This is a genomic window from Pseudomonas fluorescens (assembly GCF_000967965.1).
In the GTDB taxonomy this organism is placed as follows: Bacteria; Pseudomonadota; Gammaproteobacteria; order Pseudomonadales; family Pseudomonadaceae; genus Aquipseudomonas; species Aquipseudomonas grandcourensis.
Genome location: NZ_LACC01000003.1, coordinates 40251 through 54051, shown reverse-complemented (window position 1 = coordinate 54051; position 13801 = coordinate 40251). Strand labels below are relative to the sequence as shown.

Below are 13801 nucleotides of genomic sequence, written 5' to 3'. Positions count from 1 at the left end.
GTTAATGCTCGGTTAACTTAGTCAGCTAACGATGCACACTCTTGCTCCACCAAAGGCCCGGTGCAGACCGTTTGCGTCCGCACAAGAGAGCCCATTAGCCTGAGTCGATCTGCGTGCGACCCACCGAGATCCAGCGGCAGATTGCTCGACCCCATAACTCAAGACCTATGCGGGCGTGCCCATGATTACCCTGAAACTCAATGGTCAAGACCATCAACTCGACGTCACCGAGGACATGCCGCTGCTCTGGGCGATCCGCGACGTGGCCGGTTACAACGGCACCAAATTCGGCTGCGGCATGGGCCTGTGCGGCGCCTGCACCATTCATATCGAAGGGGCTCCGGCACGCAGTTGCATCACGCCCATCGGTTCAGTCGCCGGGCAGAATGTCAGCACCATCGACAACCTGCATGCCGACCCGATCGGCAAAGTCGTGCAGCAAGCCTGGCTCGACACGGCAGTCGCCCAATGCGGCTTCTGCCAGGGCGGGCAGATCATGTCGGCGACGGCGCTGCTCAAGACCAATCCGAATCCGAGCGACGAGCAGATCGAAGAAGCGATGGTTGGCAACATCTGCCGCTGCGGCACCTACAACCGCATCAAGACCGCGATCCGCCAGGCCTCCACTCACCTGAAGGAGGTCAAGGCATGAGCCGGTTACCGAATGATTTCGCCCTGAGCAACCTCAGTCGCCGTGGTTTTCTCAAGGGCGTGGGGGCGACCGGTGCGCTGGTGGTTGCCGCGAGTTGGGGCTGGCAGGACGCGTTTGCCGACGAGAAAGAGAAGAAGTTCGGCGCCGACGGCATGCCTCACGGCTGGGTTGATGATCCCAAGGTGTATGTCAGCATCGCCGCTGATGGCACAGTGACCGTGATCTGCAACCGCTCGGAGATGGGCCAGGGCGTGCGCACCAGCTTGACCATGGTGGTGGCCGATGAACTGGAAGCCGATTGGGCTCTGGTCAAGGTGCAGCAGGCCCCCGGCGATGAAGTGCGCTTCGGCAACCAGGACACTGACGGCTCACGCAGCATGCGTCACTGGTACGAGCCGATGCGTCGCTGCGGTGCCGCCGCGCGGACCATGCTAGAACAGGCTGCCGCCGCGCAATGGAAAGTGCCGGTTGGTGAATGCCATGCGCAATTGCACAAGGTTGTCCATGAGCCGTCCGGCCGCGAGCTCGGATATGGCGCCCTGGCCTCCGCCGCAGGCGCGTTGCCGGTTCCGACCCGCGACAGCCTGAAGCTCAAGCAACCCGCTGAGTTCCGTTACATCGGCAAGGAAGGCACCAAGGCCATCGATGGGGAGGACATCGTCAACGGTCGCGCCGTGTACGGCGCCGACGTGCATTTCGACGGCATGCTGTACGCGACCATCGCGCGGCCCGCGGTGTATGGCGGCAAAGTCAAAAGCTTCGATGGCAGCGCGGCGATGAAAGTCCCCGGCGTGGTCAAAGTGGTACAGATCGAAAGTCGTCCGTTGCCCTCAGAATTTCAACCGCTCGGCGGTATCGCCGTGGTGGCGAGCAATACCTGGGCGGCGATCAAGGGCCGCGAGGCACTGAAAATCGAGTGGGACGACGGCCCCAACGCCAGCTACGACTCGATTGCCTATCGCAAGGAACTTGAAGCGGCCTCGCTCAAGCCCGGCAAGGTGGTGCGCAATACCGGCAACCTCGAAAAGGCCATGGCCAGCGCCGATAGCACCCTGGAAGCCTCCTACTATTTGCCGCATCTGTCACAGTCGCCGATGGAACCGATGGTCGCCATTGCGCGGTTCAAGGACGGTGCGTGCGAAGCCTGGGGGCCAAGCCAGGCACCGCAGGTCACCCGGGAACGGATAGGCGAGCGCCTTGGCCTGCCGTTCGACAACGTCACGTTCAACGTGACCCTGCTCGGGGGCGGATTCGGGCGCAAGTCCAAGCCTGACTTCATCATCGAGGCCGCCATCCTCGCCAAGGAGTTCCCCGGCAAAGCGGTGCGGGTGCAATGGACCCGTGAAGACGACATCCACTGTTCCTACTTCCACACCGTGTCGGCCGAATACCTCAAGGCCAGCCTGAACAAGGACGGCCTGCCGTCCGGCTGGTTGCACCGTACGGTGGCGCCGAGCATCACCGCGTTGTTTGCGCTGGGCATGAACCATGAGGCGGCGTTCGAGCTGGGCATGGGCTTCACCAACATGGCGTATGCGATCCCCAACATTCGCCTGGAAAACCCCGAGGCAACGGTGCATACCCGGGTGGGTTGGTATCGCTCGGTGTCGAACATTCCCCATGGTTTTGCGATCCAGAGTTTTATCGATGAACTGGCGCACAAGGCCGGGCAGGATCCGCTGAAGTACCAGATCAGATTGCTCGGCCCGGACCGTCAGATCGATCCGCGCACCTTGAGTGAAGAGTGGAACTACGGTGAATCCCCGGAGCGTTATCCGATCGATACCGCGCGCCTGCGCACGGTACTGGAGACCGCCGCCAAAGCTGCCGGTTGGGGGCGTGAGTTGCCCAAGGGGCGCGGCCTGGGCCTGGCGGTGCATTACAGCTTCGTGACCTATGTGGCGGCGGTGATCGAGGTGGAGGTCAAGGACGACGGTACGTTGGTAGTGCACAAGGCTGACATTGCCGTCGATTGCGGACCGCAGATCAATCCCGAGCGGATTCGCGCGCAGTTCGAGGGTGCCTGCGTCATGGGCCTGGGTAATGCGGTGCTGGGGGAGATCAGTTTCAAGGACGGCAAGGTCCAGCAGGATAACTTCCACATGTACGAAGTGGCGCGCATGTCCCTGGCACCGAAAGAAGTGGCCGTGCATCTGGTGACGCCGCCGGGCAACGTGCCGTTGGGCGGTGTGGGTGAACCAGGCGTACCACCGATTGCGCCGGCACTGTGCAATGCGATCTTTGCTGCCACCGGCAAACGCATCCGCAACCTACCGGTTCGTTATCAGCTGTCGGGCTGGCAGAAGGCTGGCGCCTGATGGACAGCGCCGATCTGAACGTCCTGCGCAGTGTGTTGCAATGGCATCGCGCCGGTCAGCGGGTGGTGTTGTACAGCGTGGTCGAAACCTGGGGCACTGCGCCCCGGGCACCCGGCGCCATGCTGGCCTTGCGCGAGGACGGCATGGTGATTGGTTCGGTTTCCGGCGGATGTGTCGAAGATGACTTGATCGCCCGGCTGCACGACGGGCGGTTTGAGCTTGACGGGCCGCCGGTGCAACTGATCACCTACGGCGTGACCCGCGAGGAAGCTTCACGTTTCGGCTTGCCCTGCGGAGGCACCTTGCGCTTGACCGAGGAGCGCATCGACGATGGGGATTGGGTCGAGCAATTGCTTGTGCGTTGCGAGGCCCATGAAATCGTTGCCCGTGAACTGAACCTGACCACCGGCGAGGTGCTTTTGCAGCCGGCCAGTAAAGCTGACGTGTTGACGTTCGACGGACAGACCTTGCGGGCGATCTATGGCCCGCGCTGGCGCTTGCTGCTGATCGGCGCGGGGCAGCTGTCGCGCTATGTGGCGGAAATGGCCCGGCTACTGGATTTCGAGGTGCTGATTTGCGATCCGCGTAGCGAGTTCGTCTATGGCTGGGAGGAGCAGCATGGACGATTCGTTTCGGGCATGCCGGATGAGGCGGTATTGAACATCCAGACCGATGAACGCACGGCCATCGTGGCTTTGACCCATGATCCGCGTCTGGACGACATGGCGCTGCTCACGGCCCTGGATTCCAGGGCTTTCTACGTCGGGGCGCTGGGGTCGCGGGTCAACAGCCAGAAGCGCCGGGAAAACCTGGCTCAACTGGGTTTGTCGCAACCGGCGATTGACCGCTTGCATGGTCCGATCGGTTTGCACATCGGCAGTCATAATCCAGCGGAAATTGCCTTGTCGCTCATGGCGGAAATCGTGGCGGTCAAAAATGGCATCGAACTGAAGCAGAAGAAAGTCTTGCGGGAGAGCGTATGAGCGAGTCCATTGGCGTCGTCGTACTGGCGGCGGGGCAGGGCAGCCGGTTTCGTGAGGTTGCGGGCGCCGAAAAGGATAAATTGGTGGCCGATTGCACCGGGCGTGACGGCGTGGTGCGGTTCGTCATCGAGCACACGTTGGTCAACCTGCCGGCGGCGCTGGACAAACGCGTGCTGGTGACCACTGCTGACCGCCCGCAAGTGATTCGCATGGCTCAGGCCTATGGCTGCGAGATTGTATTGATCGAGTCGACGGGAATGGGTGACAGCATTGCCGCGGGAGTCGCTGCCTGCAAGCAACTCGATGGCTGGCTGATGGTGCTGGGGGATATGCCGTTCATCCTGCCATCCAGTATCGGGCAAGTGGTGGCGGGCATTGGCGGTGACAGTATCAGCGTGCCCGTGCAGAGCGGCGAGTATGGGCATCCGGTCGGGTTCGGACGGGACTTCTCGGCGGGGTTGATGGCGTTATCGGGGGATCGCGGCGCCAAACCGCTGTTTGCTCAGGGGCGGGTGGTTGAAGTGACCGTGGATGATCCCGGTGTGGTCTGGGATGTGGATGTGCCTGAGGCACTAACCTTCAGACCAACATAGATCCTTGTGGGAGCGAGCTTGCTCGCGATAGCGGTGGATTAGCTAGCACCAATGTTGAATGTCATTCCGCTATCGCGAGCAGGCTCGCTCCCACAGGGGACTGGTGTGATTTCATAGATGTAAAAAAGCCCCGCCTGGGTTCACCAGGCGGGGCTTTTTAGTGGCCGATGGAATCAGACGAGAGGTTTAGGCTCGTGTTCTTTTTCCTGGGCTTGCTCGTGTTGCTCTACCGCTTCCTGAACGGAGCGCGGCGCTTCGTGGATCACCGACTCAACCGGCTCGGCAGTCACTTCAGCGGCTGGGGCAGGAGCTGCCTCAACCACTTCAGCAACAACCGGTGCAGGCTCGGCAGCGACAGCTGCTTCAGCTGGAGCCGCAGAAGCAGCCAGTTCAGCTTCCTTCTGCAGACGCTCGGCTTCACGCTTGCGACGACGCACTTCACGCGGGTCGTTAGGCGCACGGCCACTTGGCGTCAGGGCGCTGGCAGGAGCAGCTTCGACTACCGGAGCAGGTGCTTCGGCAACGACCGGAGCTTCAACGGCTGGCGCTTCAACCACAGGCGCTGGAGCCGGTTCTGCGGCGGCAACCACCGGCTCGGAAACCATGGCTTCAGCCACTGGGGTCTCAGCGGCAGGTGCAGCGACTTCAGCGACGGCTGGCTCGGCAACCCAGTTGAATGCGGTTTGCTCTTCGCGAACTTCACGCACGGTTTCAGTCACGGTTTCAACAACCGCTTCTGCAACCACGGCAGGTGCTTCCACCACTGGCGCTGGCTCGGCAGCCGCTTCAACAGCTGGCTGAGCTTCTGGCGCTGGCGCTACTTCGATTTCCGGCGAGGCGGTGACTTCGACCGGTGTGGTCGCTTCAACGACTGGCGCTTCAACCGGAGCTGCTTCCAGGGTCGCGGCAGTGGCGCGTTCGGCTTGCACATTGGCTTCAGCTTCGGCTGGAGCGCTGATCACGCTGCTGGCAACGGCTGCAGTGACAGCCAGGCCGGCGGCCAGATCGGCAGTGCTTGGCGCTTCAGCGTTTTCGCCGGACTCGGACTCCTCCGAACCTTCGATCACGTTGCCGTTGGCGTCACGCTGACGCTCGCGACGGTTGCTGCGACGACGCTGGCCACGGGAGCGGCGGCGTGGACGATCGCCTTCGGCGCCTTCCTGACCGTCTTCCGGCAGTTGCTCTTCGTTGGTGACCAGTTCTTCTTCAGTTGCGGCAGCAGCGGCTTGTTCGGCACGTGGCTGACGTTCTTCACGCGGTGGGCGTGGAGCGCGCTCTTCACGTGGCTGGCGAGCTGGACGCTCTTCAGCGGTAGCAGCGGCGGCCGGAACAGCCGGAACAGCCGGAGCGGCATCCAGAGGCTCGCGCAGTTCACGAACGCGTTCTTCACGCTCGCCACGTGGCTTGCGATCTTCACGCGGAGCGCGCGGTGCACGTTCTTCACGAGGCGCGCGTGGTGCGCGTTCTTCGCGGGCTACCGCTGGAGTTTCCTCACGGGTTTCGCGAGGTTCGCGCACTTCCCGTGGCTGACGCTCTTCACGCGGCTCACGTGGTGCGCGTTCTTCACGCGGTGCACGCTCTTCGCGAGGCTTACGCTCTTCATCGCGGCGACCGTTACGGTTGCGGGTCTGCTGGCGACCGTTGCGACGCTCTTCGTTGCGGGCCGGACGCTCGGTGGTCGCAGGCTTTTCAACCACGGCCGGAGCAACAGGCTCTTCCTTGGTGGCGAACAGGCTCACCAGCGACTTCACCAGGCCTTTGAACAGGCTTGGCTCCGGTACGGCGACCGGGGCAGGGGCCGGAGCGGCCACTTCGGTCGGAACCGGAGCGTTGGCGCGGGCCGGGGCCGTCTTGACCGCAGCTTCCTGGCGAACCAGGGTGCGGGTCGCAGCGGCTGGCTGGACTTCTTCGACTTCGGCAGCGGCAGCGGCGATTTCGTAGCTGGACTGGTTGGTCGCGGCTTCCGGGCTGTCATCACGCAGGCGCTGCACTTCGAAGTGCGGCGTTTCGAGGTGATCGTTCGGCAGGATGACGATGCGGGCACGGGTGCGCAGTTCGATCTTGGTGATCGAGTTGCGTTTTTCGTTGAGCAGGAACGCGGCCACCGGGATCGGCACTTGTGCACGAACTTCGGCGGTACGGTCTTTCAGGGCTTCTTCTTCGATCAGGCGCAGGATCGCCAGGGACAGCGATTCAACGTCACGGATGATGCCGGTGCCGTTGCAACGCGGGCAGACGATGCCGCTGCTTTCGCCCAGGGACGGACGCAGGCGCTGACGGGACATTTCCAGCAGGCCGAAGCGCGAGATACGACCGACTTGCACGCGAGCGCGGTCGGCTTCCAGGCATTCGCGGACTTTCTCTTCCACGGCGCGCTGGTTCTTGGCAGGAGTCATGTCGATGAAGTCGATGACGATCAGGCCGCCGATGTCACGCAGGCGCAACTGACGGGCGATTTCTTCGGCCGCTTCAAGGTTGGTCTGCAGTGCGGTTTCTTCGATGTCGCTGCCTTTGGTGGCGCGCGCCGAGTTGATGTCGATGGACACCAGGGCTTCGGTCGGATCGATAACGATGGAGCCGCCGGAAGGCAGTTCGACGACGCGCTGGAAGGCGGTTTCGATCTGGCTTTCGATCTGGAAGCGGTTGAACAGCGGAACGCTGTCTTCGTACAGCTTGATCTTGCTGGCGTACTGCGGCATCACCTGGCGGATGAAGGTCAGGGCTTCGTCCTGGGCTTCAACGCTGTCGATCAGCACTTCGCCGATGTCCTGGCGCAGGTAGTCGCGGATCGCGCGGATGATCACGTTGCTTTCCTGGTAGATCAGGAACGGCGCGGAACGATCCAGCGAAGCTTCCTTGATAGCGGTCCAGAGTTGCAGCAGGTAGTCGAGGTCCCACTGCATTTCCTCGCTGCTGCGGCCCAGGCCGGCAGTGCGCACGATCAGGCCCATGTCGGCCGGGGCAACCAGGCCGTTCAGGGCTTCACGCAGTTCGTTGCGCTCTTCGCCTTCGATGCGACGGGAGATACCGCCGGCACGCGGGTTGTTCGGCATCAGTACCAGGTAACGACCGGCCAGGCTGATGAAGGTGGTCAGGGCGGCGCCCTTGTTGCCACGTTCTTCTTTTTCGACCTGAACGATGACTTCCTGGCCTTCGCTCAGGACGTCCTTGATGTTGACGCGACCTTCCGGGGCTTTCTTGAAGTATTCGCGGGAGATTTCTTTGAGGGGCAGGAAGCCGTGGCGCTCAGAGCCGAAATCGACAAAGGCAGCCTCGAGGCTTGGTTCGATGCGAGTAATCCGGCCTTTATAGATGTTGGCCTTCTTCTGCTCGCGTGCACCGGATTCGATGTCCAGGTCGTAGAGGCGCTGGCCATCTACCAGTGCAACGCGCAACTCTTCGGGTTGAGTTGCGTTAATCAGCATTCTTTTCATGTAGTACCGTCGGTTTCCGGGCTGCCGGAAACGGCGTTCGGCACACACGACTTCTCACGGTCGGTGTCAGGTGCGTCGGGAGTGGTTGGCCAATTCCCGTGTCCAGCGAAGTCCGGCCAATGTGGGCCTTCATCGCGACGTACGCGTCCTGCTTGCTGTGGCTACTTAAGCACTCAGTCAGGAGGAGGAATCAACCAGCGGCTGTGGACGAGATGAAGCGTCTTGAGTAAGCCTGTTGCTACACAGTCCGGCGGTTGTGCATCTCCACCCTACACGTATCCCTGATAATTCGGGTGCTGCCGCGCGCAGAATCCGCAGCGGGTTGGCATTTACCGTGAGCTCCGAAAGGGGAGGTCACGCATCATGGCTAATTTAGGCGTTGTTTCCGATGCCTTCGCTCGGGGTCATTCGCAGCTGACTGCACTTTGTGAACTGGCCGTGAATATGGCGCGCAAAACGAGTGGAAAACTCTGCTTTGTGGCGTGATTCAGGCCTCATGTCACCTGCGCTCGTTACACCTGCAAACTCCACCGTTACGTAGCGAAAGCCCCGTAGGACGGCCTCGCGTCCTGGTGAATTGCGTTGGTCAGGGCCGGTTTTTGACCGTTGGTCCGCTGTCCAGGCCGCTTTTGGCGACGTTCGCGACTATAGCAGCAATGATTAAGTGCTTCAATTCCATAAAAAATTGTTATCATCCGCGCCATGACGACGACTACCCCCCCGACTCCAAGCGTACAACTGCTTGAGGTCTCGCCGGAATATGCCGGCCAACGTATTGATAATTTCCTTCTCGCCCGACTCAAAGGCGTGCCCAAGACCTTGATTTACCGCATTTTGCGCAAGGGCGAAGTGCGTGTGAACAAAGGTCGGATCAAGCCCGAGTACAAGCTGCAGGCGGGCGATATCGTGCGCGTGCCGCCGGTTCGGGTGCCTGAGCGTGACGAGCCGGTACCGCTGGCACAAGGCCTGCTGCAGCGGCTCGAAGCCTCGATTGTCTTCGAAGACAAGGCGCTGATCGTGATCAACAAGCCTTGCGGCATCGCCGTTCACGGCGGCAGCGGCTTGAATTACGGAGTCATCGAAGCCTTTCGTCAGTTGCGTCCCGATTGCAAGGAACTCGAACTGGTTCATCGTCTCGACCGTGACACCTCCGGCCTGCTGATGATCGCCAAGAAGCGCAGCATGCTGCGTCACTTGCACACTGCCTTGCGCGGTGATGGCGTTGACAAGCGCTATATGGCGCTGGTTCGCGGTAACTGGGCATCCTCGATCAAGCAAGTTCGAGCGTCGCTCGGCAAGAGCAATCTGCGCTCCGGTGAGCGTATGGTCGAGGTCGACGAGGAGGAGGGCAAGGAGTCTGTGACCGTGTTCAAGGTCCTGCGTCGCTTTGGCGACTTTGCCACCCTGATTGAAGCCAAGCCGATCACCGGCCGCACTCACCAGATCCGCGTCCACACGTTGCACGCCGGGCACTGCATTGCCGGCGACACCAAGTACGGCGATGACGATTTCAGTAAGGAAATCCGCGATCTGGGTGGCAAGCGCCTGTTCCTGCACGCCTACATGCTGACCGTGCCGCTTCCCGATGGCGGTGAGCTGAAGCTGCAGGCGCCGGTCGACGAAATGTGGGCAAAAACCGTGGAGCGATTGAGTGCGCCCATCTGATTACAAGCTGCTGATCTTTGATTGGGACGGCACCCTGGCCGATTCCATTGGCCGGATTGTCGAGGCGATGCACGTTGCCTCGCAGCGTTCCGGTTTTGAGTTGCGCGATGATCTGGCCGTCAAGGGCATCATCGGCCTGGGCTTGCCGGAAGCGATCCGCACCCTGTACCCCGAAATCGGCGACGCCGAGCTGTTTGCCTTCCGCGAGCACTATGCTGAGCATTACATTGCGTCAGAGGTTGTGCCTTCGCCGCTGTTCGAGGGTGTGGTCGAGTCGCTCGAGGCGTTTCGTGCCGAGGGCTATCATCTGGCTGTTGCGACCGGCAAGGCCCGTCGCGGGCTGGATCGGGTGTTGAAGTCCCATGGCTGGGAGAATTACTTCGATATCACCCGCGCCGCCGACGAGACCGCCAGCAAGCCCCATCCGCTGATGCTCGAGCAGATACTCGCGCATTGCGAGGTTCGCCCGGAGCAGGCGTTGATGGTCGGTGATTCGTCTTTCGATTTGCAGATGGCGCGCAACGCCGGCATGGGCTCGGTGGCCGTCAGTTATGGCGCTCAATCGATCGATGCGTTGAAGTTGTATGAGCCGCGACTGGCCATCGACCATTTTTCAGAATTGTATGCCTGGCTGAGTCAGCAGGCTTAACCGGTTGTTTTTGGGGTGGATGGTATGACCGACGAATGGAAGGCGCCCGCCAAGGCGAGCGCAGAGAGCGGTGACGACAGAAGCTGGAAGCTGCTGGAAAAGACGCTGCTGGCCGGTATACAGGAACAGCGCCGGTCCCGTCGCTGGGGGATATTCTTCAAATCACTGACTTTTGTGTATCTGTTCGGCGCAATTGCCCTGTTTTCGCCGCTGATGGATATGGAAAAGGCAGCTACCCTCAGTGCCAATTACACGGCGTTGATCGATGTGACAGGCATGATTGCCGACAAGGAGCCGGCCAGCGCAGACAATATCGTTGGCAGCCTGCGCGCGGCGTTCGAGGACAAGAAGGTCAAGGGCGTCATCCTGCGCATCAACAGCCCGGGCGGCAGTCCGGTGCAGTCGGGGTATGTCTATGACGAGATCCGCCGTCTGCGCGGCCTGCACCCGGACATCAAGCTGTATGCGGTCATTTCCGACCTGGGGGCTTCCGGCGCTTACTACATCGCCAGCGCGGCAGATCAGATCTACGCCGATAAGGCTAGCCTGGTCGGCTCCATCGGTGTGACGGCGGCCGGCTATGGTTTTGTCGGCACCATGGAGAAGCTGGGTGTCGAGCGTCGCACCTATACCTCTGGCGAGCACAAGTCGTTCCTCGATCCGTTCCAGCCACAGAAGGCGGAAGAAACCGCCTTCTGGCAGGGCGTGCTCGATACGACCCACCAGCAGTTCATCAATAGCGTCAAGCAAGGGCGTGGCGATCGCCTGAAGGACAAGGAGCATCCGGAGCTGTTTTCCGGCCTGGTCTGGTCTGGCGAGCAGGCACTGCCGTTGGGGTTGGTCGATGGGCTGGGCAATGCCAGTTCGGTTGCGCGGGATGTGATCGGCGAGAAAGAACTGGTGGACTTCACCGTTCAGGAGTCGCCATTCGATCGCTTCTCGAAAAAACTCGGTGCCAGTGTGGCTGAGCATTTGGCGATGTGGATGGGCTTTAACGGTCCGTCGCTGCGCTGATTCTGAAATGGCATGAAAAACCGGCCTGCGTGGCCGGTTTTTTAGTATTGAGATTCAAGGAATCTGTACGTCTTCTGCCAGTAACATGTCGATCAGGCGAATCAGCGGCAGGCCGATCAGGCTGGTGGCGTCGGGCCCCTCGGTGCTGCGAAACAGGCTGACCCCCAGGCCTTCGGCCTTGAAGCTGCCTGCGCAGTCGTAGGGTTGCTCGGCGTGCAAGTAGCGTTCGATGCGGGGCGCGTCGAGTGTGCGCATGTGTACGGTGAATGGCACGCAATCGACCTGGCAGTGCCCGGTCTGGCTGTTGAGCAGGGCCAAGCCGGTCAGGAATGTCACGCTGGCACCGCTGGCCGCCAGCAGCTGTTCGCGGGCCTTTTCGAACGTGTGGGGCTTGCCGATAATCCGGTCTCCCAGCACGGCGACCTGGTCGGAGCCGATTATCAGATGAGCGGTATGGCTGTCGGCCAGGGCGCGCGCTTTCTCTTCGGCGAGGCGTTTGACCAGCTCGATGGCGGACTCACCTGGGCGATGGCTTTCGTCGATATCCGGCGAGCTGCAAGTGAAAGGCAGCTGCAGGCGGGTCAGCAATTCCCGGCGATAGGCCGAGCTGGAAGCGAGTAATAAAGGCAGCATGCGCAACTCCATAAGGCGTGTGCGAATTCTAGCGAGGCTTCCAAGTGACGGACAGGGCTGAATTTCCTTTGACATGGGCGGGGGCATCCCTATAATGCTGCGCCTATGTTGAATGACCCGATTCCACCTCACGTTGACCCGCGCAAATTGGCTGATCGTGGCACCACCCTTCAAGGTGAAATGCTGCTGGCCGATTTGGAGAGACTCTGCGACCCGCTTTCCGACAATGTCGGTACGGTGCAGGCTAAATTCGTTTTTGAACGAGATGAACGTAAATCTGTGGTCATCCACAGCTTTATCGACACTGAAGTCAAAATGGTTTGCCAGCGTTGTCTTGAGCTGGTCACCCTGCCGATCCATAGCGAATGCAGTTACGCTGTGGTGAAGGAGGGTGCGAATACCCAGTCGTTGCCGAAAGGTTATGACGTGCTGGAACTGGGCGAAGATCCTTTGGATCTGCAGTCACTGATCGAGGAGGAGCTTCTGCTCGCCTTGCCCATTGTGCCTGCTCATCATCCGGAAGAATGCCAGCAGCCGGCGGGTCTCGATGAGCCCGAACCGAGCGAGGACGAGGTAACGCGGTCCAACCCGTTCAGTGTATTGGCGCAGTTAAAGCGTGACCCAAACGTTTAGGAGTTAATCAATTATGGCTGTTCAGCAGAACAAAAAATCCCGCTCTGCCCGTGACATGCGCCGTTCGCACGACGCTCTCGAGGCTAGCACCCTGTCTGTAGAAAAAACCACCGGTGAAGTTCACCTGCGTCACCACGTATCGCCAGAAGGCGTATACCGTGGCCGTAAAGTGATCGACAAGGGCGCTGACGAGTAATCACTTGTCCGCTCAAGTCATCGCGATTGACGCAATGGGCGGGGACTTCGGTCCCCGCAGCATTGTACAGGCCAGCCTTGCTTGCCTGTCTGCTACACCCTCGTTGCACCTGACCCTCGTCGGTCAACCCTCCCTACTTGAAGAATTGATCGCTGGCCATACGGCTGTGGATCGCGCGCGCCTGTCGATTACGCCGGCGTCCGAAGTCATCACCATGGACGAAAAGCCCGCCCAGGCCCTGCGTGGCAAACCCGACTCGTCGATGCGCGTGGCGCTTGAGTTGTTGCGTGACGGCAAGGTCCAGGCCTGTGTCAGTGCTGGTAATACCGGCGCGCTGATGGCGTTGTCGCGCTTCGTGCTCAAGACCCTGCCGGGCATTGACCGTCCGGCCATGGTGGCGGCGATTCCGACGCAGAGGGGTTACTGCCAATTGCTCGACCTGGGCGCCAACGTCGATTGCAGTGCCGAGCATCTGTTGCAGTTTGCGGTCATGGGGTCGGTTGCGGCTGAAACCCTGGGCATAGCGCGTCCTCGGGTGGCGTTGCTGAACATCGGCACCGAAGACATCAAGGGTAATCAGCAGGTCAAGTTGGCAGCGACTTTGTTGCAAGGCGCCCGTGGCATCAATTACATCGGCTTTATCGAGGGAGACGGCTTGTACCGTGGCGAAGCGGATGTGGTGGTGTGTGACGGTTTTGTCGGCAACATCCTGCTCAAATCCAGTGAAGGTCTGGCGATCATGATTGCCGGGCGCATCGAGGCGTTGTTCAGGAAGAACATGGCCACTCGCGTGGTTGGCGCGCTGGCGCTGCCCTTGATGAAGCGTCTGCAGGCGGATCTGGCGCCTGCACGGCACAACGGCGCGAGCTTTCTCGGCTTGCAGGGCATTGTGGTGAAAAGCCACGGTTCTGCCGGGGTCCAGGGGTTTCAGAGTGCCATTGCGCGCGCCTTGATCGAGATTCAGGAGAATCTTCCCGAGCGCCTGCACGGTCGTCTGGAGGATTTGTTGCTTTAGGCGTTTTCGTCGGACA

General features: G+C 60.9%; 12 protein-coding genes. 10 read left to right on the top strand and 2 right to left on the bottom strand.

What is annotated here, in order from left to right:
• The first annotated feature begins 181 nt into the window (after window positions 1-181).
• From VC35_RS02140 to VC35_RS02125, 4 genes are read left to right on the top strand one after another with little or no spacing between them, the layout of a single operon-like run.
• Entirely contained in the window at window positions 182-652 is a 471-nt protein-coding gene (locus VC35_RS02140; RefSeq protein ID WP_046037481.1) for a (2Fe-2S)-binding protein, read from the top strand.
• Window positions 649-2970, top strand: coding sequence for a xanthine dehydrogenase family protein molybdopterin-binding subunit (locus VC35_RS02135; RefSeq protein ID WP_046037480.1), 2322 nt, complete (start codon window positions 649-651; stop codon window positions 2968-2970). Before VC35_RS02140 ends, VC35_RS02135 begins: the two co-directional genes overlap by 4 nt.
• Complete coding sequence (locus tag VC35_RS02130; RefSeq protein WP_046037479.1) at window positions 2970-3953, top strand: XdhC family protein; 984 nt, start codon at window positions 2970-2972, stop codon at window positions 3951-3953. The genes VC35_RS02135 and VC35_RS02130 overlap by 1 nt, the downstream gene beginning before the upstream one ends.
• The gene (locus VC35_RS02125; RefSeq protein WP_046037478.1) at window positions 3950-4546 is read left to right on the top strand and encodes a nucleotidyltransferase family protein; all 597 of its coding nucleotides are present in this window, start codon (window positions 3950-3952) and stop codon (window positions 4544-4546) included. Before VC35_RS02130 ends, VC35_RS02125 begins: the two co-directional genes overlap by 4 nt.
• 173 nt (window positions 4547-4719) lie before the next feature.
• Here VC35_RS02125 and rne read toward each other — a convergent pair whose 3' ends face one another.
• On the bottom strand, window positions 4720-7980 hold the full coding sequence (gene rne, locus VC35_RS02120; protein ID WP_046037477.1) for a ribonuclease E: 3261 nt from the start codon (window positions 7978-7980) through the stop codon (window positions 4720-4722).
• Window positions 7981-8682: 702 nt separating this feature from the next.
• Here rne and rluC point away from each other — a divergent pair.
• The 3 genes from rluC to VC35_RS02105 are packed head-to-tail and all read left to right on the top strand — an operon-like array spanning window position 8683 to window position 11308.
• Window positions 8683-9645: a 23S rRNA pseudouridine(955/2504/2580) synthase RluC gene (rluC, locus tag VC35_RS02115; RefSeq protein ID WP_046037476.1), complete on the top strand. Its 963-nt coding sequence runs from the start codon at window positions 8683-8685 to the stop codon at window positions 9643-9645.
• The gene (locus tag VC35_RS02110) at window positions 9632-10294 is read left to right on the top strand and encodes an HAD-IA family hydrolase (protein WP_046037475.1); all 663 of its coding nucleotides are present in this window, start codon (window positions 9632-9634) and stop codon (window positions 10292-10294) included. Before rluC ends, VC35_RS02110 begins: the two co-directional genes overlap by 14 nt.
• Before the next feature lie 24 nt (window positions 10295-10318).
• Window positions 10319-11308 (top strand): S49 family peptidase, encoded by a 990-nt coding sequence (locus VC35_RS02105; protein ID WP_046037474.1) that lies wholly within the window; start codon window positions 10319-10321, stop codon window positions 11306-11308.
• A 54-nt stretch (window positions 11309-11362) separates the two neighbouring features.
• On the opposite strand, the gene VC35_RS02100 is transcribed toward VC35_RS02105, so the two are convergent.
• Window positions 11363-11941 carry a Maf family protein gene (locus tag VC35_RS02100; RefSeq protein WP_046037473.1) on the bottom strand — a complete coding sequence of 193 codons (579 nt, stop codon included), beginning with the start codon at window positions 11939-11941 and terminating at the stop codon, window positions 11363-11365.
• A 105-nt stretch (window positions 11942-12046) separates the two neighbouring features.
• Between VC35_RS02100 and VC35_RS02095 the strand changes: the two genes are divergently transcribed.
• The 3 genes from VC35_RS02095 to plsX are packed head-to-tail and all read left to right on the top strand — an operon-like array spanning window position 12047 to window position 13785.
• Window positions 12047-12574, top strand: coding sequence for a YceD family protein (locus VC35_RS02095; RefSeq protein WP_008050439.1), 528 nt, complete (start codon window positions 12047-12049; stop codon window positions 12572-12574).
• Window positions 12575-12587: 13 nt separating this feature from the next.
• Window positions 12588-12770 (top strand): 50S ribosomal protein L32, encoded by a 183-nt coding sequence (rpmF, locus tag VC35_RS02090; protein WP_003179396.1) that lies wholly within the window; start codon window positions 12588-12590, stop codon window positions 12768-12770.
• Window positions 12771-12774: 4 nt separating this feature from the next.
• A complete protein-coding gene (plsX, locus tag VC35_RS02085; protein ID WP_080925235.1) occupies window positions 12775-13785 on the top strand; it encodes a phosphate acyltransferase PlsX in 1011 nt (336 codons plus the stop codon).
• Window positions 13786-13801: the final 16 nt, after the last annotated feature.